The 21562-nt window shown below is 33.2% G+C and carries 19 protein-coding genes; 5 read left to right on the top strand and 14 right to left on the bottom strand.

Annotated features, from left to right (window positions below):
• Positions 1 to 72: 72 nt before the first annotated feature.
• Positions 73 to 1128, top strand: a complete 1056-nt coding sequence (gene leuB, locus QZZ51_RS08795; RefSeq protein ID WP_291868763.1) for a 3-isopropylmalate dehydrogenase — start codon at positions 73 to 75, stop codon at positions 1126 to 1128.
• Between the two features lie 71 nt (positions 1129 to 1199).
• Here leuB and QZZ51_RS08790 read toward each other — a convergent pair whose 3' ends face one another.
• The 11 genes from QZZ51_RS08790 to QZZ51_RS08740 all read right to left on the bottom strand — a co-directional run bounded on the left by QZZ51_RS08790 (position 1200) and on the right by QZZ51_RS08740 (position 14945).
• Positions 1200 to 2789, bottom strand: a complete 1590-nt coding sequence (locus tag QZZ51_RS08790; RefSeq protein WP_291868760.1) for an NADP-dependent glyceraldehyde-3-phosphate dehydrogenase — start codon at positions 2787 to 2789, stop codon at positions 1200 to 1202.
• Between the two features lie 167 nt (positions 2790 to 2956).
• The gene (gene ilvA / locus QZZ51_RS08785) at positions 2957 to 4207 is read right to left on the bottom strand and encodes a threonine ammonia-lyase IlvA (RefSeq protein WP_291868757.1); all 1251 of its coding nucleotides are present in this window, start codon (positions 4205 to 4207) and stop codon (positions 2957 to 2959) included.
• Positions 4208 to 4252: 45 nt separating this feature from the next.
• Positions 4253 to 5728 carry a ketol-acid reductoisomerase gene (ilvC, locus tag QZZ51_RS08780; RefSeq protein WP_291868754.1) on the bottom strand — a complete coding sequence of 492 codons (1476 nt, stop codon included), beginning with the start codon at positions 5726 to 5728 and terminating at the stop codon, positions 4253 to 4255.
• Positions 5729 to 5756: 28 nt separating this feature from the next.
• The gene (ilvN, locus tag QZZ51_RS08775) at positions 5757 to 6287 is read right to left on the bottom strand and encodes an acetolactate synthase small subunit (RefSeq protein ID WP_291868751.1); all 531 of its coding nucleotides are present in this window, start codon (positions 6285 to 6287) and stop codon (positions 5757 to 5759) included.
• 172 nt (positions 6288 to 6459) lie between these two features.
• Positions 6460 to 8193 carry a biosynthetic-type acetolactate synthase large subunit gene (ilvB, locus tag QZZ51_RS08770; protein ID WP_291868748.1) on the bottom strand — a complete coding sequence of 578 codons (1734 nt, stop codon included), beginning with the start codon at positions 8191 to 8193 and terminating at the stop codon, positions 6460 to 6462.
• Positions 8194 to 8265: 72 nt separating this feature from the next.
• The gene (ilvD, locus tag QZZ51_RS08765; protein ID WP_291868745.1) at positions 8266 to 9942 is read right to left on the bottom strand and encodes a dihydroxy-acid dehydratase; all 1677 of its coding nucleotides are present in this window, start codon (positions 9940 to 9942) and stop codon (positions 8266 to 8268) included.
• Between the two features lie 378 nt (positions 9943 to 10320).
• On the bottom strand, positions 10321 to 11160 hold the full coding sequence (locus QZZ51_RS08760) for a biotin-dependent carboxyltransferase family protein (protein WP_291868742.1): 840 nt from the start codon (positions 11158 to 11160) through the stop codon (positions 10321 to 10323).
• Positions 11153 to 11890: a 5-oxoprolinase subunit PxpB gene (gene pxpB / locus QZZ51_RS08755; RefSeq protein WP_291868740.1), complete on the bottom strand. Its 738-nt coding sequence runs from the start codon at positions 11888 to 11890 to the stop codon at positions 11153 to 11155. Before pxpB ends, QZZ51_RS08760 begins: the two co-directional genes overlap by 8 nt.
• A complete protein-coding gene (gene pxpA / locus QZZ51_RS08750; protein ID WP_291868738.1) occupies positions 11883 to 12626 on the bottom strand; it encodes a 5-oxoprolinase subunit PxpA in 744 nt (247 codons plus the stop codon). Before pxpA ends, pxpB begins: the two co-directional genes overlap by 8 nt.
• 9 nt (positions 12627 to 12635) lie before the next feature.
• Positions 12636 to 13829, bottom strand: coding sequence for an Nramp family divalent metal transporter (locus QZZ51_RS08745; protein WP_291868735.1), 1194 nt, complete (start codon positions 13827 to 13829; stop codon positions 12636 to 12638).
• The gene (locus QZZ51_RS08740; protein ID WP_291868732.1) at positions 13830 to 14945 is read right to left on the bottom strand and encodes a DUF2891 domain-containing protein; all 1116 of its coding nucleotides are present in this window, start codon (positions 14943 to 14945) and stop codon (positions 13830 to 13832) included.
• A gap of 221 nt (positions 14946 to 15166) precedes the next feature.
• Between QZZ51_RS08740 and QZZ51_RS08735 the strand changes: the two genes are divergently transcribed.
• Both QZZ51_RS08735 and QZZ51_RS08730 read left to right on the top strand, forming a co-directional pair.
• Positions 15167 to 15610 carry a hypothetical protein gene (locus QZZ51_RS08735; protein WP_291868730.1) on the top strand — a complete coding sequence of 148 codons (444 nt, stop codon included), beginning with the start codon at positions 15167 to 15169 and terminating at the stop codon, positions 15608 to 15610.
• A gap of 17 nt (positions 15611 to 15627) precedes the next feature.
• Positions 15628 to 16191 (top strand): hypothetical protein, encoded by a 564-nt coding sequence (locus tag QZZ51_RS08730; RefSeq protein WP_291868727.1) that lies wholly within the window; start codon positions 15628 to 15630, stop codon positions 16189 to 16191.
• Positions 16192 to 16227: 36 nt separating this feature from the next.
• On the opposite strand, the gene QZZ51_RS08725 is transcribed toward QZZ51_RS08730, so the two are convergent.
• Entirely contained in the window at positions 16228 to 16836 is a 609-nt protein-coding gene (locus QZZ51_RS08725; RefSeq protein WP_291868725.1) for a recombinase family protein, read from the bottom strand.
• Between the two features lie 358 nt (positions 16837 to 17194).
• Here QZZ51_RS08725 and QZZ51_RS08720 point away from each other — a divergent pair, with 358 nt between their 5' ends.
• Both QZZ51_RS08720 and lpxD read left to right on the top strand, forming a co-directional pair.
• A complete protein-coding gene (locus tag QZZ51_RS08720; RefSeq protein ID WP_291868724.1) occupies positions 17195 to 18124 on the top strand; it encodes a hypothetical protein in 930 nt (309 codons plus the stop codon).
• Positions 18125 to 18456: 332 nt separating this feature from the next.
• Positions 18457 to 19446 (top strand): UDP-3-O-(3-hydroxymyristoyl)glucosamine N-acyltransferase, encoded by a 990-nt coding sequence (gene lpxD / locus QZZ51_RS08715; protein WP_291868722.1) that lies wholly within the window; start codon positions 18457 to 18459, stop codon positions 19444 to 19446.
• 97 nt (positions 19447 to 19543) lie between these two features.
• Here lpxD and QZZ51_RS08710 read toward each other — a convergent pair whose 3' ends face one another.
• Together QZZ51_RS08710 and QZZ51_RS08705 are read right to left on the bottom strand one after the other, a co-directional pair.
• The gene (locus QZZ51_RS08710) at positions 19544 to 20407 is read right to left on the bottom strand and encodes an endo alpha-1,4 polygalactosaminidase (protein ID WP_291868720.1); all 864 of its coding nucleotides are present in this window, start codon (positions 20405 to 20407) and stop codon (positions 19544 to 19546) included.
• A 181-nt stretch (positions 20408 to 20588) separates the two neighbouring features.
• On the bottom strand, positions 20589 to 21149 hold the full coding sequence (locus QZZ51_RS08705) for a hypothetical protein (protein ID WP_291868717.1): 561 nt from the start codon (positions 21147 to 21149) through the stop codon (positions 20589 to 20591).
• Between the last annotated feature and the right edge of the window lie 413 nt (positions 21150 to 21562).

Genomic DNA, 21562 nt, shown 5'->3' with positions numbered 1-21562 from the left:
GGGTATTAAACCCACTGGTGGGAGTAAATTAAATATTAAACCGCAATACGAATTATTGCAAAATAAAATAGAATGAAATTAAATATAGCATTATTAGCTGGGGACGGAATTGGTCCTGAAGTAATAGATCAAGCCGTTAAAGTATCTAATAAAATTGCAGAAAAATTTGGGCATGATATTTCATGGACACCTGCATTAACTGGAGCTGCTGCAATTGATGATTGTGGAGAGCCTTATCCAGACAGTACCCATGCGGTTTGTGAAGCTGCTGATGCTGTTCTATTTGGCGCAATAGGACACCCACGTTTTGATAATGACCCATCTGCAAAAGTAAGACCAGAACAGGGATTATTAAAAATGCGTAAAAAATTAGGCCTATTTGCTAATGTGAGACCAACTTTTACTTTCCCTTCTTTAATAGATAAATCTCCTTTAAAAAGAGAACGTATCGAAGGTACAGACTTAATCATCTTAAGAGAACTTACAGGTGGCATCTATTTTGGCGAAAGAGGCAGAAAAGATAATAACGATACTGCTTTTGACACCATGACCTATACAAGGTCTGAAGTGGAACGTATAGCTCGTAAAGGATTTGAGCTTGCTATGACACGTTCTAAAAATTTATGCTGTGTTGATAAAGCTAATGTATTAGAATCCTCTAGACTATGGAGAGAGACGGTACAGGCGATGGAAAAAGATTATCCAGAAGTAACTGTATCTTATGAATTTGTAGATGCTGTTGCAATGCGTTTGGTACAATGGCCAAATTCTTATGATGTAATGATTACAGCTAACCTATTCGGAGATATTTTAACGGATGAAGCTTCTGTAATTTCTGGATCTATGGGACTTATGCCTTCTGCATCGGTAGGTGAAAAGACAAAATTATACGAACCTATTCATGGTTCTTACCCACAAGCAGCAGGTAAAGATATTGCGAACCCATTAGCAACGGTATTATCTGCAGCTATGATGTTCGAAGATTTTGGTTTAACAGAAGAAGCTAAAGCTATAAGAGATGTTGTAAACGCATCTTTAGCTAAAGGATATGTTACTGAAGATTTAGCAGAAGGTGGTACTTCTTACAAAACTAGTGAACTTGGAGATTGGCTAGTTGCTAACCTTTAAAGTATAGAATATTTATAAAAGCCTCCATATTTAAAATATGGAGGCTTTTTTATGTGGTTTACATCTCCTCTTTACAATATATAATCTGTACTTATAAAATTCGATATTTTTGCATCTAATAACTTCTCTAATATTTCATTATTGATGTCATTATCTTTAGAAGCAACAAAGGTTCTAATAGAGAACGAACGTAAAGCATCATGCACACTTAAAGTTGCCTGAGCAGAATCTTTTCTCCCTGTAAAAGGATACACATCTGGCCCTCTTTGACAAGAGCTGTTTAAGTTTACTCTACACACTAAATTTACTAAAGAATCTACCAATGGAGCAATAGCATAGATATCTTTACCAAACAAACTTACCTGTTGCCCATAATTGCTTTCAGCCATATCATCTAAAGGCTCTTCTATATCTTTAAAAGGTACAATAGGAATAACAGGACCAAATTGCTCTTCTTGGTATACCCTCATATCTTTATTTACAGGATACAAAACAGCTGGCCAAATATAATTTTCTGTTGTTTCTCCTCCTTTTTTATTCCATATTTTAGCTCCTTTTGTTTTGGCATCATCAATTAACTCTTGAATATACTGAGGCTTACTTGGTTCTGGTAGTGGCGTTAATTTAGCACCATCATCCCAAGGGTTTCCGAATTTTAAAGTATCGACCTTTTCTGCAAAACGTTTGTTAAATTCTTCTACAATATCTTCATGTACATACAATACTTTTAAGGCAGTACATCGTTGCCCGTTAAAAGATAAAGTTCCTGCCAAACATTCGTTTATTGTTAAATCTAAATCCGCATCTGGTAATACAATACCAGGGTTTTTAGCTTCTAGACCTAATACTAAACGTAAACGGTTACTTTTCGGATGCTGATCTTGCAATGCGTTTGCCGATTTACTGTTTCCAATTAGTGCTAACACATCTACCTTCCCAGTTTGCATAATAGGAGCTGCAACAGCTCTACCTCTACCAAAAACTATATTCACTACTCCTTTTGGGAAACTACTCTGAAAAGCCTCTAAAAGTGGGGTAATTAGTAACACTCCGTGCTTCGCTGGCTTAAAAATGGTAGTATTACCCATTATTATTGCAGGTATCAATAAAGCAAAGGTTTCATTCAATGGGTAGTTATAAGGCCCCAAACATAAAACAACACCTAGTGGACCTCTTTTTATATGCGCATATACGCCATCGTGCTTCTGAAATTTAGCAGCATTACGATCCAATTGCTTATAATCCTCAATAGTGTCATTAATATATTCTACAGTACGGTCAAATTCTTTTTCAGAATCTGGTAAAGACTTTCCTATTTCCCACATCAAGAGAGTTACAATCTCTTCTCTTTTAAAGCTCATTTTCTTTACAAAGGTTTCCATACATTCAATACGGTCCTTAACATGCATTGTTGGCCAAACTCCTTGCCCTCTATTATAAGCTGCCAATGCCCCGTCTAAAGCATTCAAAGCCTCTGGTTCTCCCATATCTGGAATACTACCTAATAATGTAGGTTTGTATTCTTCCGTAGATGAAATTGTAGAATAAACATCTGATGTATTACCATTCCATTGCTTTAATTCACCATTTACTAAATACTGTTTTTGATGAATTACTTCTTTAATTTGGTATGCTTCTGGGATAGTTGTCTTTGTATTCATTTGCCGTAGTTTTAATCAATTTGTTATGCCTAAATTAAATTGAACTACACGAATTTAGTAAAAACAAAAAGTAAAATACGGTCTTTAACCCCTTATTTTAAAGACTTTAGCAATGAAAACGTTTTCGCAATTATAATTTAATGAAACATTGCCATTCTGTTATTTTACTATACTAGATATTGAAAAAGATCGGGTTTATCATTTAAATATTCTCCAAAGAAATTATTTTTTTTCATTCTTTGCACCAATGGAGCAAGATCTGTTGGACTTTTTAATTCTATACCTACTACCGCTGGAGCATTTTCTTTACTAGATTTTTTAGAATATTCAAAATGCGTAATATCATCCGTAGGCCCCAAAATTTCACTTACAAATTCTTTTAGAGCTCCTGGTCTTTGAGGAAAACGAACCATGAAGTAATGTTTTAACTGGCCATACAAGAGTGCTCGTTCTTTTATCTCTGCTGTTCTTGTAATATCGTTATTACTGCCGCTAATAATACAAACTACATTTTTACCTTCTATTTCTGCTGCAAAGTCATCTAGAGCTGTTATTGTTAAAGCTCCTGCAGGCTCTACAACAATGGCGTCTCTATTATATAAATCTAATATAGTTTGGCACACTTTTCCTTCTGGTACAGTAACCATTTTCGTTAGATTATCCTTGCATATATTAAAAGTATAATACCCTACTCTTTTAACCGCTGCCCCATCAATAAATTTATCTATTTGTTGTAGCTCGGTATTAACACCTTCTTCTATAGATGTTTTCATAGAAGGTGCTCCTTCTGGTTCTACTCCAATTATTTTAGTTTTTGGAGAAAGTTCTTTCAATACTCCTATCATTCCAGAAACAAGTCCGCCTCCTCCTATTGGAGCAAAAATATAATCTATGGGTTCTTTGGATTGTTCTAGAATCTCTAATGCAACTGTTCCTTGGCCTTCTATAATTTTGGGGTCATCGAAAGGATGTACAAAAGTTTCTTTCTCTTTCTCGCAATATATTTTTGCAGCTTTATAAGCATCATCAAAAGTATCTCCTTCTAAAACTACTGTAACCCAATCTTCCCCAAACATTTTAGTTTGCTCTACCTTTTGTTTTGGAGTAACAGCAGGCATGTAAATTGTTCCTTTTATACCTAAGTGGTTACAAGCAAAAGCAACACCTTGGGCATGGTTACCTGCACTAGCACAAACCACGCCTTTAGTTCTTTCTTCTTGAGAAAGGGAACTAATTTTATTAAATGCACCTCTAATTTTATACGAACGTACACGCTGTAAGTCTTCTCTTTTTAGAAGGATATTGGCTTTGTATTTTTTAGAAAGTCGCAAACTAGAAGAAAGCGGCGTAATAGCAACAACTTGCTGAATGTTATCCGCCGCTTTTTTTATATTCTCAATTGTTGGGAAGTACGTCATAGGTCTTCTTATCCCTCAAGCTCCCCCAAGGGAGGGTGTATTTATTTATACAATTGGTTTCATTGCTGTCATTGAAGCTCTTAATCTTGCTCCCACAATCTCTACTGGGTGCTCTCTTAATATTTTATTTACTTCAATTAATTTTGCATTATCAACCCCATTTTCATTGGATTTACCAAAGTTTTTACCGATAACATTGGTATCGATATTCTTCATGAAGTCTGTTAATAAGGGCTTACACGCATGGTCAAACAAATAGCAACCGTATTCTGCTGTATCCGAAATTACTCTATTCATTTCAAACAATTTCTTTCTTGCTATTGTATTTGCAATTAAAGGCGTTTCGTGTAAAGACTCATAATATGCTGACTCTCCGATAATACCAGATTCTGTCATTGCTTCAAAAGCTAGTTCTACCCCTGCTCTTACCATAGCCACCATAAGTACTCCATGATCGTAAAATTCTTGTTCCGAGATTTCTACATCACCTGCTGGTGTTTTTTCAAAGGCAGTTTCTCCTGTTGCTGCTCTCCATCCTAATAAGTTTTTATCGTCATTAGCCCAATCTTCCATCATGGTTTTAGAAAATTCACCTTCCATAATATCATCCATATGTTTCTGGAATAATGGACGCATAATTTCCTTAAGCTCTTCGGATAACTCAAAAGCTTTAATTTTTGCCGGGTTAGACAAGCGATCCATCATATTGGTAATACCACCATATTTTAAACCTTCGGTAACAGTTTCCCATCCATATTGAATAAGTTTAGACGCATAACCTGCATCGATTCCTTTTTCAATCATTTTATCAAAACAAAGAATAGAGCCTGTTTGCAACAAACCACAAAGAATAGTTTGCTCTCCCATTAAATCTGACTTCACTTCAGCAACGAAAGAAGAGTCTAAAACACCTGCTCTATGACCACCAGTACCTACAGCGTATGCTTTAGCCTCTGCATATCCTTTTCCTTGCGGGTCATTCTCTGGGTGAACCGCAATTAATGTTGGTACACCAAAACCTCTTTTATATTCTTCTCTTACTTCAGAACCTGGACTCTTAGGAGCTACCATAATTACAGTAAGATCCTCTCTTATTTGTGTTCCTTCTTCTACAATATTAAATCCATGAGAATAAGAAAGTGTTGCTCCTTTTTTCATTAACGGCATAACAGCTTTTACAACTGCTGTATGCTGCTTATCTGGAGTTAGGTTTATTAACAAATCTGCCGTTGGAATTAATTCTTGGTAAGTACCTACAGTAAATCCATTCTCAGAAGCATTTTTAAAAGATTGTCTTTTCTCTTTTATAGCAGCATCTCTTAATGTATACGAAACATCTAAACCAGAATCTCTCATATTAAGACCTTGGTTAAGACCTTGGGCACCACAACCTATAATCACAATTTTTTTACCCTTTAAAGCCGATACACCATCGGAGAATTCACTAGATTCCATGAATCTACATTTACCCAATTGGGTTAATTTATCTCTTAAGGATAGTGTATTAAAATAATTTGCCATTTATGTTCTTATTTTGATTTTTGATTATTTAATTTTCTTTAAACTCTTCTATAAGTAGAGATGAAATATTCATTTTTTCTTTAGAAACAGAAATACGCCCAGAACGTACAAATTGCATAATTCCGTACGGTTTTAATTGGTCATGCATTTCTTCTATCTCACTTCTTCGTCCAGATTTTGCAAGAACAAAAAAGTCTCTTGCTACGGTCACAATCTGAGAATTGCTATCTTTTATTATATTTTGTATTTGACGCTCATCAAACAACAAATCTGATTTTATCTTAAACAGTGCCGATTCTTGGAAAATAGTTTCATCATCTGTATGATAAAATGCTTTAATTACTTCTATCTGCTTTTCTATTTGCCCAACAACTTTACGTGCTGTTTCTTCGGTAACGTAATTTACTATGGTAAATTTTGAGACATTATCAATTTCAGATTTTGAAACGTTTAAACTCTCTATATTAATGTGTCTTTTTAAGAATATACCCGATATTCTATTTAATAAACCTACATTATTCTCTGAATAAACCGATATGGTGAACCATTCTTTTTCCATTTCTATAAATTCTTTTCTCTTATTCTATTATACTATTTTTCACTGCTTCAATTCTCCTTGTACACCAATTAAACTTTGGAAGTAATAAAATTTTTATCCATTTTAACTAAACTTAGAAATTTTTCTTTCTTTAAAGTTAGTATTTGCTCCCCTATGTGCATCTAAGTGTTTGCTACTTTAATCTTATTTCTGAAACAGATGCTCCAGTAGGGATCATAGGAAATACATTATCTTCTTGCTCCACACGTACTTCTAAAAAATAAGGTTCTTTGGAAGCCATCATTTCTTCTACGGCTCCTTTTAAATCTTCCCTTTTAGAAACTCTAGTTGCTTTAATACGATACCCTTCCGCTATTTTAACAAAATCTGGATTGGTCATTACTGTAGATGCATACCTTTTATCGAAAAACAGTTCTTGCCATTGACGCACCATACCAAGATGCTCATTATTCAATACTACTATTTTTACAGGAATCTTGTGTTGAAAAATTATCCCCAATTCTTGGATGGTCATTTGGTAGCCACCATCTCCTATAATTGCAACAACTTCGCGATCCATTGCTCCCATTTTAGCGCCAATAGCTGCTGGTAACGCAAACCCCATGGTTCCTAATCCTCCAGAAGTAATATTACTTTTCGTTTGTTTAAACTTAGCATATCTACAAGCAAACATTTGATGTTGACCAACATCGGAAACAATTACAGCTTTACTTTCTGAAGCAATATTTATTTGATTTAACACTTCACCCATGGTTAATCCTTCTTTTGTTGGATTAAGTTGTGGGGTTATAATTTCATCTAACTCAATTTGGTATTTTTCTTTAAACAGATTATGCCAAGTTTCATGCTTGTTTTCCTTTATTTTTGGTAAAACAAGGGACAAGGTCTCTTTAGAGTTCCCTAGAACTGCTACATCTGTCTTTACATTCTTATCTATCTCAGCAGGGTCAATATCAAAATGAATAATTTTAGCTTGTTTTGCATAATCACTTAACCTACCAGTAACGCGATCATCAAAACGCATTCCTATAGCAATTAAAACATCACATTCATTCGTTAAAACATTCGGCGCATAATTTCCATGCATACCAACCATACCTACATTTAAAGGATGGTCTGTATCCATTGCAGAAAGACCCAATATGGTCCATGCTGCAGGAATTCCGGCTTTTTCTACTAATGATTTTAATTCCTCTTCTGCTTCTCCTAAAATAACCCCTTGACCAAAAACAATTAATGGTTTTTTTGCTTTATTTATTATTTCAGCAGCTGCATCTATAGCTTCTATATTTGGTTCTGGCACAGGTTTGTAACTACGCACTCCCGTACACTTTTCATAACTAAAATCAAACTCATCCATTTGCGCGTTTTTAGTAATATCTACTAAAACAGGGCCTGGACGACCTGATTTTGCTATGTAAAAAGCCTTGGCCAGAACTTCTGGAATTTCACTAGCCTGTGTTATTTGGTAATTCCATTTAGTCACTGGGGTTGAAATACCAATGATATCTGTCTCTTGAAAGGCATCTGAACCTAATAAATGACGATGGACCTGCCCTGTAATACAAACCATAGGTGTGGAGTCTATTTGCGCATCTGCAATACCTGTAATTAGATTGGTTGCTCCAGGACCAGAAGTAGCCATAGCTACCCCTACTTTACCCGTTACTCTGGCATAGCCTTGTGCTGCATGTGTAGCTCCTTGCTCATGGCGTGCTAAAATATGAGTTAGCTTATCTTGAAATTTATACAACTCATCATAGACAGGCATAATTGCTCCTCCAGGATAACCATATAATAAATCTACTCCTTCTGCTACTAAACAATGTATAATAGCTTCTGCTCCACTTATTTTTATTGTGGCTTGCTTTTTAGTTTCTACTTTTTTTGCTTTTAATGTCTCCATAAGCCTTATCCCAACTTAAAATTTATATGTTCAAGTCTATTTTGGGGATTATTTTAATTAAACTATTCTTTTCTAAAATTCGTCTGTTACACAACCTTGTGCTGCGGATGATACTGAGCGTGCATATTTATACAATACTCCTTTTTTAAATTTTAATTCTGGTTGTACCCACGCTTCTTTACGTTTTACTAAAACCTCATCTGACACCTCTACATTAATTGCATTTTTTTCCGCATCAATGGTAATTATATCTCCATCTTCTACTAAAGCTATAGTTCCTCCATCTTGTGCTTCTGGAGAAATATGCCCTACAACAAATCCATGTGTTCCTCCGGAGAAACGACCGTCTGTAATAAGTGCTACCTCTTTACCTAGACCCGCTCCCATAATAGCTGCGGTTGGCTTCAGCATTTCTGGCATTCCTGGTCCTCCTTTAGGCCCTTCATAACGAATGACGACTACATCCCCTTTTTCTACTTTTCCATCACGAATACCATCATTCGCATCATACTCACTATTAAATACTTTTGCCGTTCCTTTAAATAACAACCCTTCTTTTCCTGTGATTTTTGCTACAGAACCATTTTCTGCAAGGTTACCGTAAAGCATACGTAAATGTCCTGTTGCTTTGATTGGATTCTCTAAAGGTCTAATAACATCTTGACCTTCTTCTAAATCTGGCACATTTTCCAAGTTCTCTGCCAAAGTTTTCCCAGTAACCGTTAAACAGTCACCATGCAAAAGTCCGTTTCTTAATAAATACTTTAATACTGCTGGAATACCACCTACACGATGTACATCTTCCATTAAATATTTACCACTAGGTTTTAAATCTGCTATAAATGGTGTGGTATCGCTAATATGTTGAAAATCTTGTAATGTAAAATCTATATCTGCAGCTCTTGCTATTGCTAAGAAATGTAATACTGCATTGGTAGAACCCCCCATTATAGTTACTAAACGAATAGCATTTTCTAATGACTTACGCGTAACAATATCTAAAGGCTTAATATCTTTTTCTATAAGAATACGCATTTGTTTACCTGCTTCTAAACATTCTGCTTCTTTATTCTCGCTAATCGCTGGATTAGATGAATTATAAGGCATAGACATTCCTAAAGCCTCAATTGCCGAAGCCATTGTATTTGCAGTATACATACCACCACAAGCTCCTGCTCCTGGAACCGATTTTTTAATGATACTTTTAAACTCCGATTCTTCCATTGTACCAGCTACCTTCTCTCCCCAAGCCTCAAAAGCGGAAACAATATCTAGCTTTTTACCGTTATGACAGCCAGATGCTATTGTTCCTCCATAAACCAAAATAGCTGGTCTATTTAAACGTAACATAGCCATTAATGCTCCTGGCATATTTTTGTCGCAACCTACAACGGTTACCAAGGCATCATAAGACATTCCTTGTACCACAGTCTCCATAGAATCTGCTATAACATCTCTAGATGGTAAAGAAAAACGCATTCCTGGTGTACCCATAGAAATACCATCACTAACACCTATAGTATTAAAAATAAGACCAACTGTTTCTTTAGAGTTAACTCCCTCTTTTACCAGTTTAGCCAAATCATTTAAATGCATATTACAAGGGTTACCTTCGTAACCTGTACTTGCTATACCCACAAGTGGCTTTTTAAAATCTTCGTCGGTAAAACCAATAGCATATAACATAGCTTGTGCTGCTGGTTGTGTTGGATCCTGAGTAACGTTTTTACTATATTTATTTAATTCCATTTGAGACATTTCTAAGTATTCTATAAAATTGCTATAATATTACTAGCATATCAAAGATATATGATTATAATACCTTAATATTTTAACAAGATTTACTGGTTTAAATTCAATTACACTTTATTTTAACTAAACTACTGTTTTACAGTTCTTTAACTTTTGTTTTTATATCATATTCAATAGTTTTAAATTTAAGTAAAGAACATAAAAAAAGCCTGTATCAAATTGGTTTGATACAGGCTTTTTTTTAGTCAAAAGAACACTATATCATCCCCTACAAGGGATAATTATAATGACATTGATTAAAAAATTATTTATTTTCATTAGTACAATATTAAGTCTATTTTTTAAAATAGGGAAACAAAATTTTATTAAAAGTGGTTATTCTAGTTTAAAAAACACTTTATCGCCATATTTTTTCTGAGCCAAGATACATATTGCTTCGTCTGACAGTTGTAATATTCTTGGGTACCCTCCTGTTGTTTGTCCATCTTTCATAAGAATAATTAATTTACCCGATGGGGTTAATTGTATTGTTCCTGGTAAGGTAGCCGATGTTAACATGGAATAACTTAACCCTTCTATATTTTCCTTTATTTGATACGCCATTCTATTATTTTCTTTAGCAATAGAAAATTCTTTTGAAAACAAGGCCGTTAATTGACCATCATTTAACAAATTAAACTCTGGCCCTCTAGACACAAGTATTACATTTTCATCTAGAATATTTTGTAATCGTAAAGCATTTAGTTTAGGTGAAAAATTAGAACATTTTTCATAAGGAATGTTTGCCCTAGAGGCTATTTTTTTTTCTGTGGTTATTGGGTAATAAAAAGATTTACTCCCCAAAACCTCCTCACTTTTAAATCCGTTTTTTATAGCCAAATAAGCTCTAAACCCTTTCTTTAACCTCCCATAAGACAACATATCTCCAGAGTTTACCTTATATACCTTATAATTCTCTAAAAGCGTATCATTTAAGATTGGGGAGATTTCTGCTCCTCCCATACAAATGTAAGTATCTATAGTAAACTCTAAAATAGGCCCAGTCATCGTTATTTCAATAACTGCAGCATTAGGATCATTCTCTAATAATTGATTGCATACTAATGCAGCGTTACCATCCATACTGCCAGATACAGGAACTCCTTTGTTTAAATAGCCAATTCTTCCTTTATCCTGAATTGTTGTAAAAAAACCTGCCTTTACTACCTTAAGCATCTATCTTACTTTTTTCTAAGTTATAAACTCCTACTTCATTCTCTATTTTTATAAGATTATATTCGGCTTTTTCTATCTTATAAAACTGCACCTTATCTCCTACGGAAACAAAACAAGGGTTTTCATTTTTTGGATTAAACATAGAAACTGGGCAATTACCCACAATATTCCATCCACCAGGAGATTCTTGAGGATATATACCTGTCTGTTTTCCGGCTAATCCCACGGATCCCTTTTCTATAAGTAATCTAGGAGATGCCCTTCTCTCTATTTCTAACTCCTTAGACAACCCTCCGAGATACATAAATCCTGGTAAAAAACCTATGCCATATACTGTATATGCATTTTGAGTATGTAGCCTAACTAGCTCTTCTGTTGTTAGATTTAACTTATTACAAGTTTCTTCTAAATCAATCCCAAAAGAAACATCATAACATACGGGTAGTTTCCAAAGTAATTTTCCTCTCTTTTCTATAGGCTTTTTTTGGGCGTACCATTCTTTTATTTTTCCTTTAAAAGTATCAAAATCAATCGGTGCTTGTCTATAGACTAAAGTAAGTGAATTATACGCCAGAATAATTTCCCAACTCTTAGAATCTAAACAAGATTTAATTAAATGCTCTTTAAATTGTATTATATCTTCTAAAATAACCTCCTCTACTTGGTTAGGCCATTCTATCAAAACAGCATGTACTCCATAGGAACGTATAGAAATAGTATAGTTAGACACTTTTAAATATATTTAGTTTTGGTAAATTTCTAGAAAGGTAGATTAAAATATCTAATGCCGAAATAGTATCTCCATGTATACAAAAAGTTTCTGCTTTTATAGAAACTAATTCCCCAGAAATAACTTGTACTTTTTCTTGATGCACCATTAATCTTATATGCTCTAGGACTGCCTTAGGGTGTTCTATTAGTGCATTGGTAGACTTTCTTGAAACTAAGCTTAGATTAGCATTATAATTTCTATCCGCGAAGGCTTCATACTTAACACTAAATTCTTGTTTTAATGCCTCTTCTGCAATTAGAGAACCATAAGGCACATATAAACACACTCTACTCTTATACTCTGACACAGCCTCTAAAAAAGATTTTGCTAAATTTAAGTCCTTGGCTATATCATTATACAATGCTCCATGGGCTTTTATATGATGTAATTTTTCTTTTTTTTGATGTAAAATAGTTTCTATATTATGCATTTGCTCCTGTATACTTTTAACAAATACATCTTTCTTCATATGCATAGAAACCCGCCCAAAATTGACTCTATCTGGATACGATGGATGAGCTCCTATTTTTACATCATTCTTAATCGCCAATTGCACTGTTTTACGTATTGTATCTACGGTTCCAAAATGACCTCCACAGGCGATATTACAAGAAGAAATATAAGGAAAAAGTTGCTCTTCGTTAGCAATACCCTCCCCTACATCACAATTAATATTTATATATTTTTTATCCACAAATTTCGTTTAAAAAAGCCCCATTACCTTAAGTATACTTTTTGCGCCTAATAGTAAGGAAAGCAGTATTATAATACCCCCTATTACATTTTGTAATTTAGAATTTTTATATTTCCCCATTACAGATTCTCTATTAACTACCCAGAGTAAAAAGATAGCAATAACAGGCAACAGAATGCCATTAGCAACTTGGGCAAATTTTATTATCTCTATTGGTTTTATTCCAAAAAATAGAAAAAACACGCCCAAAAAAAGTATAGCCATCCAGACAAGTCTAAACCTATAATCTTTTAAATCTGCTTTCCATCCAAAACAACTATTTACTACATAGGCCGCTGCTAAAGGTGCCGTAACAGAGGATGTTATACCAGCAGCAAACAAACCTATTCCCATAAAATATTTTGCTGCATTTCCATAAAGAGGCTCTAACCCCTTCGCCAAATCTAACACATTCGTTATTTCTTTTCCTGGTATAGTTGAAGCTGCTATAATAATTGCCATAGAAACTAATCCTCCCAAAGCAATAGATACTACGGTGTCCTTCCTTGCTGTTTTTAAATCTTTAATAGATTTCCATTTTTCACTCACTAGAGAAGCGTGTAAAAATAAATTATATGGAACTACTGTGGTTCCTACCAAAGCAACAACCGTTAAAATACTATGTTCTGGCATAGACGGAATTAATAATCCTTTTAATACCTCTACAATATTTGGTTTTGTAATTAATGCCGTACATAAAAAAGAAACACTCATTAATATTACCAAAGTAACCAACGTTTTTTCTAAACTTTTATAGTTTCCTAAATACAATAAAATAAACGCGCACAAGCCTATTACTATAGGGTAATAACCAGAGGATTCTTTTCCGAAAATAGCTTCTAACCCTAGCGTAGCGCCCCCAATATTACCTGCTTCATACGCAGCGTTACCAATTACTATTGCCGCAAGAATTATAACGATAATAGTAATCTTTATCCACGGTGTTTTTAATTCTTCTTTTATAACATCTGCCAACCCTCTTTGAGTTACTATTCCTAATCTGGCAGACATTTCTTGTAATACTATAGTAGCAATAACAGACAGCAACATTGCCCATAATAGCGCATACCCAAAAGCCACCCCTGCCAATGTACAAGCTGTAACTGTTCCTGGGCCAATAAAAGCGGCAGCTACCAAAACACCTGGTCCTATTTTTTTAAACATCTAGTTTTTATATTTATTTAATGAATAAAGAGCAAAGGTTCCTAACCAATGAGTTCCACTATAATTACCATCTACAATATTAGGTAGAGAATATTGTATATGCTTATTAGCTATAAGATTTAGATGCTTATACTCTGGTAGACTTTTAGATATACCATACAAACACCATGCTCTACTAAAATTTAATCCATCTAAATGTACCATTTTTCCATCTGTTCGATCAGACACTTTACCAGGTTCTAAGTTAAAAGTAACATCTGTTAATTGCGGCAAAAAGGCATCAAACCATTTTTTAAAATCGGTTGGAGACATAAATCGTCTTACAATATTTGCTTCTTCTAAACATGGAGAAAGAAAATCGAACCCACTAGGCTCCCAACTTAAAGGACAACCTGCATCATTTATATAAAATCGTTTTACTGTAGATTCTATAGCAATTTTTAATTCCTCTTCACCAATTACTTCTGCATAATCTAATGCTAAACTTAAAGCAAAGGCGGTGTTGGAGTGCTCTCCTACTCTTATAGGATAATTTAATTTAGGTAAAAAAGCAGTATACGCTTGTACTACATAATCTGTTAATGGCTGTAAATTAGTTTCTAATTCTCTTGCTAAGGGAGTATCCCAAGTATGTAATTCTTCTGCTAATTTTAATACCCAAGCCCAACCATAGGTTCTTTCATAAGTAGCATTTCCTTTTCTTTTAAAATAAGCTAGCTCTGCTTCTATATTTTCCTGAGATATATTAGCCTTTAATTTTTCTTGAATTTCCTTATAATTCTCTAAACTAGGAAATTGCTTTAACAAAGAAACCAATGACCAATGACCATGTACTGCCGAATGCCAATCATAACAACCATAAAATGCTGGATGCAATTGTTTAGGTGTTCCTAAATGAGTAGAATCATTCATGGACTGGTTTAATTTATTAGGAAATTCCACTTGCATACACTCTAAAGGCAAGCTCGCTAATCTATTAGCTTCTGAAAGCGTTAGCTTTAGAGATAGCTCCGTAACACTAACATCTGTTTTGTTACTAGAATTAGCCTCCTTACAACTAAATAAACAAAAGGTTATTAATATAAAAACTAAAATATTTATTTTTTTAAGAAACATATCTATCAATTTATAAAATAAGTTCTTAAAGATAAGGGCTTTAATTAAAAATCAAGAGGGCTTTAATTCCTTTTTGTAAAAAAATAATTTTAACATAAAATATTTAGTTCGTCTAAAAAAATGTAGTTCATCTAAAAGATAGGTTATTACATCGAAGTAATATAATAATCCGAAAAATACAGGGTTATAGTAGTCCCAAATTTAAAGTATACCTACAAATAATGACATGTCTAGAATGCAATAAGAAGCTCGGTTATTTGGATCATAAAAATGCTATGGAATCTCTAGGCGTAGAATTATGTGACCAACACCAGGCAAGAATTGAAAGGTTAATTGAATTAAACAATACTCCCCTAGAAGCTATTCAATTGTATTATAGCTTAAAGGAAGCGGGTGTTAGTGCTATGTTAGAATGGTGGGATGGTAAAAAATCTATTGATATAGCCATTTCTAGAGTAAAACTAAACATAGAAATAGATACGCAATACGATAAACTAAGTCATGAACAAGCTATTAATGATTTAGAAGAAGATATGCATTCTTTTAAAAATGGGTTTACAACAATCCGTATTCCTCACGTATTAATTAGATACTATTTAAAAGAAACAGTTAATAATATCATAGGTATTACGGAAGGCTTAAAAGCTAACATAAAAGCAATATGATATAAAATATAAAAGCTATGGTTAACACTAAAAAAATATTAAAAACACCTATTCGTATTACTATTGCTGCTCTTTTAGTGGGAATGTTATCTAGGATTTTAAATTGGCCATACGCTTTTGAAATTGTCTTAGCTTCTTTTTTTTCTTTAGGATTACTATATGCCTTTAGGTTTCATAAAAAAGAAAACAAACAAACAGTAGATTACGTAAAAATGATGTTAGTATTATTTTGGACTACTAATGGTATTCTAAATTTATTAGATTTTCCATATACCTTGTTTTTTCAAATCATTACAGGAATAACCTTTGTTACTTGGTTTATCATGGAAGGCACAGCCTATTTTATGGATGAAGACCGAAGAGTAAAAAATAGCCTTACTCAAATTCTTTGGAATGTTGCTATGGTTATAGGTACCTTAGCCATAATTGCTGGTAGCCTATTAAATATATTAGACTGGCAATTTGCTATTCCTTTACTTTCCGCTGGTATAGCCATTATTGCATCCTACATTTTAAAAGACTTATTTACAGTGTCATCAACTGAAGAAAATGACCAAAATAATGGAGAATTTCAATTATAAATATATTCCTGAAATTTTACCATTAAACATATATTACTAGTAGGTTTTACCCACCAATCTTTTAACCTTTTGTACTGTACCTAAACTAACATTACAACTTTTAGCTGTTTCTCTTAGGCTTTTCCCTTTCGATAGTGCTCTAATGACTTTGCCATATTTTTTAAGTATCACTTCTTTAGACTCCACGGATCCTTTAACCCGTCCTTTATATATTCCATTTGCTTTAGCCTTGGCTATACCGTTCTTCTGCAGCTCTAACATGGTGTGTTTCTCCATATCTGCCACATTGATAAGTGCTTTTATCAATAAAGTAAAAGTTTCATTGGCTTTACCTTTAACCAAAGACTCTATACCCAAATTATCTATTTTTACGGTTATTCCTAACTGATCAAATATTTTAACCACAGAAAGTATGTCTTGCAAATTTTTACCAAATTTATCTAAAGAATCTACACTGATATAATCTATTTTAAATCCTTCTAGAGTATTTAAAAAGTCTAATAACTCTCCTCCTTTTAATCTCTCTTTAAATGGTATTGCAGAACTACAAACATCCACAAATAATTGTTCGTTTTTATATTTTTTATGTAGTTGTTTTAAAGTTTTAGCATTAATAGAATCATTCCTGGAATATCTTACCTTCATATTGCAAACTTAGGCTTCTAATAAGTTTAGTGCTAATTTTAAGGTGGTTATTTATAGTACATAATAAAATATGTATTCATTAAGCTGAAAGACAACATTAGTACATTTTTAGACTATACCCTTTTATTGATTTGTATTTTTGTCTGAAAAATTATTTTAAACAAATTTCTTTCCATTTAACAAAGATTAATTAGATTAGTTATATAAAAAACATAAATCATTAGTGATTTATGTACAACCGTTGGTAAACATTAAAACAGTAATCTGAGTACTCAAGAACTTATAGCTTTTACCTCTTTTTTTATATTGATTAATGCTTTTGGAACAGCACCTATAGTTTTGTAATAAAATTTTAATAATGACAAAAATTAGATTAATAATTTCACTAATTCTTATTTCAAATCTATTAGCTGCCCAAAATGGATCTGATATTATGCAATTTGATAAAACACTAAATCAGTTTCTCAATGTACGCGATTTTTGTCTTTCAAAAGATGGCAATGAAGCCTTTTTCACTTTACAGAGCCCTAATCAAGAAATTTCACAGTTAGCGTATATTAAAAAAGAGAAGAATGGATGGTCTAAACCAGAATTATTACCCTTCTGCGATTCCTATATGTATTTAGAGCCTTTTTTATCCTTTAGTAATAATCGATTATTTTTTGTCTCCGACAGACCACTAAAGGATTCTCACAAAAATAAAAAGGATTTTGATATTTGGTATGTTGACAGAAATAACAAAGATGGTAAATGGTCAAAACCACAAAATATGGGAAAACCAATTAATTCAGAATTAGACGAATTCTACCCTTCAGTTAGTAAAAATAACAACCTATATTTTACAATGATATCTCCTATTGGTTTTGGAAAAGATGATATTTATTTTTGCAAATGGGAAGACAATAAGTATGCTGAACCCATTTTATTAGACGAAAATATAAACAGCGTTGGTTATGAATTTAACGCCTTTATCTCAGAGAAAGAAGATTTTATAATATATTCAAAATACAACGAAGAAGACGGACAAGGAAGTGGTGATCTATACATTTCAAAAAAAGATACCAACGGAAAATGGAAAAAGGCAACAAATTTAGGAACTCCAGTAAACACAAAGTATATGGAATATTGTCCGTTTTATGATGAGAAAAAACAAATATTATATTTTACAAGTAAGAGAAGCAATATTAAACCTAGAAAATTTAATACTATTTCAGGTTTTAGAAAATATATTAAAGAAAGTAATAATGGGCTCCGCAAAATTTATAAGACTCCATTAAAAATAGAATAAGAACTACGGCAAAATAGGTCCCCAAATTGAAAATTACACGATAGCGAAACATGCCTTCTAAAAAAAAATAAACACTCCGCTAATACCGCAGATTACATTACTCCTCTTTACCAAAGAGTTTCCCTTCTCTACTAAATCATAATTTTATTTTCTAAATACCTTATTCTCAATAATTTATGACGCATAAAACAATAAATCATTGATATGTATTATCCATTATTTACATAAAGATGGTTAGATCTCCCGATTAATTATTCCTATATTGTTAAAAAAAGTGCTTGCTTATACTCTGCTAAGCATTTTTATAATTTAAACCAAACACTACTACCATTATGAAATCATTTACCGTCGCAGAAATTAACGCCGTATTAAACGGAGAAATTTTAGGTAAAACATCTGCAATTATAAAAGCTCCAGAACAACTAGAAAAAGCTAAAGAAGGGGAAATTACGGTTATCGGAAATAGAAAATATGCCAAACTCTGGGAATCCTCCAATGCAAGTGTTGCGGTTATTGATGAAAAAATAAATTTAGAACCCGGAGAAAACAAAGCTCTAATAAAAGTGCCAAATGCAGATTTAGCCATGGCTAAAATTTTGGAATTATTCGACCCAGGATTACCTGCTTTGGAAGAAGACATACACCCAACTGCGGTAGTACACAAAACAGCAATCCTTGGAAAAGGGTGCCAAATTGGTGCTAATACTTATGTTGGTAAAAACGTTTCTCTTGGCGATAATACTGTTTTATATCCTAATGTAACTATTATGGATGACACCAGCATAGGAAACGGATGTACCATTTGGTCTGGAACGGTAATTCGGGAGCGTACTATCATAGGTCATAAATGTATTATTCACACCAACGTAAGTATTGGCGCAGATGGTTTTGGTTTTAGACCAAGTGCCGATGGTAAAGGATTAGTGAAAATTCCACAAATAGGTAATGTTGTTATAGGCAATGCCGTAGAAATAGGCTCTAACTCTTGTGTGGATCGTGGTAAATTTAGCTCTACCATAATCGGAGATGGTTGCAAAATAGATAATCTAGTACAAATTGGGCATAACTCTGTTATGGGGCGTTCATGTATTATGGCTGGTCATAGTGGCTTAGCAGGTTCTGTTACTTTAGGAGATGGCGTTATTATTGGTGGTAGCGCATCCATCAATGATCATACTACATTACATTCTGGTGTTACCGTTGGTGCAGGTTCTGGAGTGGTAAGCGATGTAGCTGCTGGTAAAACGGTACTTGGATACCCTGCCTGCGATTCTAGAGAAATGTTGAAACAATGGGTTACGCTAAGAAAATTGGCGAAATAATACCCTCTTTTAGAAACTAAAAATTTTAATTAAAGCCAAATTACAATTTTGTAATTTGGCTTTAATTCTTACTGTTGTTGTGTTAGTAAAAAAACGTTTATTCCTCATTAAAATGAACATACTTTTTTAGATTGGTATCTTCACAAATAAAAGATAAATCATTATTATAGATGCCTTTATATTCTGCATATACCTGCGAACAAGAAGTTTCATTGTAATGATTAATAATTACCAGTTTACCTGCATCTAAAAAGCTTTGTGCACCCGATTGACTCCACCAATTTTTATCGTTGTTATAAGACTCATAAAGCACTCCATCAAAATTGGAAGCATCTTCCGTCATATTCTTGGCCATACATTTCATATCTTTTTCATGCACATAATCGCATAGTGCTCGAAAATAAGCAGCTCCTTCCGCTTTGGTTACTTCTAAATTGTACGTATTACGCCTATTACCATCATAAACCCAGTCCATATTATCAAACTCTACCCAATCGCAGCCCCATGTAGCTATTTTATCAATTCTAGCTTTCATAACCTCTAAAATACCAGTAGTAGTTTCATTTACAAAAAACTCATTAGGCCATTCGTCCCATGCTTTGTTTACCAAATAAGGTTTAATTGCTTCATAGTCATCTCGGAAATTTTCACCAGTACCAATACTAATATAAGCGCCAACTTGGTTCCCATTGGCTTTAATAGCTGCAATTTGCTCGGGTACACCTTCTGCAAAGGGATCAATAAGTACATACCCATTTTTTGCATTGGTAAGAATATCGGCTATAGTATCTGCTTCGTAATTTTCTTGATACGCCTCGTTATATATGGCAATAGCCTCACTCGGAATATTATCATCCTCTATTAAACCCGCCATATCATCGGCTTCATCATCAGAGTCGCCATTGCAAGAGCAAAAGAAACATAGACTAAATAATAGGGCGACATAATTCATTTTCAGCATAGTTCTAGAGGTTAGTGTCTAAAAAGGCTAACGCTAATCTCACAATAAAATGATTTTGTCTTATGTTAATTATTTGTTTAATTTATGAATTCTAAACCAAAGTAAATTGAACAGTTATGGAGGTACGGGGTTACAAACTTCGGAGTGCGGGCAACTAAAACTTTATTCTTTTGGATTTTAATTAAAAGTACTGACATTGAATTTCTTTAAAGAAAATCATTATTGATTCCCAATGTATAGAACAAACTACTATTGTTAAAACGATTATAATTAATATAGTGATTACCTTTAATAATCGGAGTTTATTATACTGACTCTGAAGTAAGCCATCTTTTATTTCATCATTAAGCTCTTTTTTTATTTCACTTAAATCACTTACATTTTTAATCTTATCCTGAAATCTGATGATTTCTTTTTGAATGGAATCAAGAGACTCCTTAATGTTTTTAAAAAAAATATTCCAGATGAGTATGAAAAATAAATAGCCAAGAAAGAGAAGTCTGAAATTTTTGGTGATTGAAGGTGTATCAAAATCTAATCTGCTTGCTAGAAACAAAAATGATATTGGAATAGCGAATAAATAGCTCGAAACCTTTCTAATTGTCTCATGTATTTTATCAGATATCTCTTGAAAATACACTAAGGAAGAGGTTTTTATTTTTTCAAAAGAAAACCCTTCAAGATATGCATCAAGGCTATGAAAATAATTATCTCGAACAACAGTAAATTCTTTTAAAATCAATGAAAAGCTTCTTTCTTTACCTGAAAAATAATCACAAAACAATTCCCTTTCTAAAGACCCATGTTATAATTAATTTCGTGTTAAAGAACTTTTGAATTCAATATTTTTAGTTTCTCCTGCGTTGTTATAATCCTCAATTGTCGTTTCCTCAACTTTTTGAATTATCTCTTTCAAGATATTCTCGTAGTCTTGGAAAACCTGAATATTATTGTATTAAGTCGGTTTAGACAAATTCTTTAACAATTTTTTCATAAGGTGCTTTTAAAATCTCTGATAATAGTTTCAGTTTGTTTTTTGAAAATTGTAAATGAATCTAAATTTAGTTGTTGCCCTAATTCGGTCATAGTTATTCTACTGACATTTCGTCCAGAACTTATAAAATCGCCAAATGTTGAATTCAATTCCAATATGTA

The organism is Maribacter sp., from assembly GCF_016744255.1.
GTDB lineage: Bacteria > Bacteroidota > Bacteroidia > Flavobacteriales > Flavobacteriaceae > Maribacter_B.
This window is presented reverse-complemented; position numbering and strand designations above follow the sequence as displayed.

Excerpts from the sequence above, each read along its gene's own strand:
- lpxD (WP_291868722.1), top strand. The coding sequence starts at position 18,457 with ATGAAATCATTTACCGTCGCAGAAATTAACGCCGTATTAAACGGAGAA.
- QZZ51_RS08730 (WP_291868727.1), top strand. The coding sequence starts at position 15,628 with ATGGTTAACACTAAAAAAATATTAAAAACACCTATTCGTATTACTATT.
- leuB (WP_291868763.1), top strand. The coding sequence starts at position 73 with ATGAAATTAAATATAGCATTATTAGCTGGGGACGGAATTGGTCCTGAA.
- QZZ51_RS08720 (WP_291868724.1), top strand. The coding sequence starts at position 17,195 with ATGACAAAAATTAGATTAATAATTTCACTAATTCTTATTTCAAATCTA.
- QZZ51_RS08790 (WP_291868760.1), bottom strand. The coding sequence starts at position 2,789 with ATGAATACAAAGACAACTATCCCAGAAGCATACCAAATTAAAGAAGTA.
- QZZ51_RS08735 (WP_291868730.1), top strand. The coding sequence starts at position 15,167 with ATGACATGTCTAGAATGCAATAAGAAGCTCGGTTATTTGGATCATAAA.
- ilvB (WP_291868748.1), bottom strand. The coding sequence starts at position 8,193 with ATGGAGACATTAAAAGCAAAAAAAGTAGAAACTAAAAAGCAAGCCACA.
- QZZ51_RS08725 (WP_291868725.1), bottom strand. The coding sequence starts at position 16,836 with ATGAAGGTAAGATATTCCAGGAATGATTCTATTAATGCTAAAACTTTA.
- QZZ51_RS08745 (WP_291868735.1), bottom strand. The coding sequence starts at position 13,829 with ATGTTTAAAAAAATAGGACCAGGTGTTTTGGTAGCTGCCGCTTTTATT.
- QZZ51_RS08710 (WP_291868720.1), bottom strand. The coding sequence starts at position 20,407 with ATGCTGAAAATGAATTATGTCGCCCTATTATTTAGTCTATGTTTCTTT.
- ilvD (WP_291868745.1), bottom strand. The coding sequence starts at position 9,942 with ATGGAATTAAATAAATATAGTAAAAACGTTACTCAGGATCCAACACAA.
- QZZ51_RS08760 (WP_291868742.1), bottom strand. The coding sequence starts at position 11,160 with ATGCTTAAGGTAGTAAAGGCAGGTTTTTTTACAACAATTCAGGATAAA.
- ilvC (WP_291868754.1), bottom strand. The coding sequence starts at position 5,728 with ATGGCAAATTATTTTAATACACTATCCTTAAGAGATAAATTAACCCAA.
- ilvN (WP_291868751.1), bottom strand. The coding sequence starts at position 6,287 with ATGGAAAAAGAATGGTTCACCATATCGGTTTATTCAGAGAATAATGTA.
- QZZ51_RS08740 (WP_291868732.1), bottom strand. The coding sequence starts at position 14,945 with ATGTTTCTTAAAAAAATAAATATTTTAGTTTTTATATTAATAACCTTT.
- ilvA (WP_291868757.1), bottom strand. The coding sequence starts at position 4,207 with ATGACGTACTTCCCAACAATTGAGAATATAAAAAAAGCGGCGGATAAC.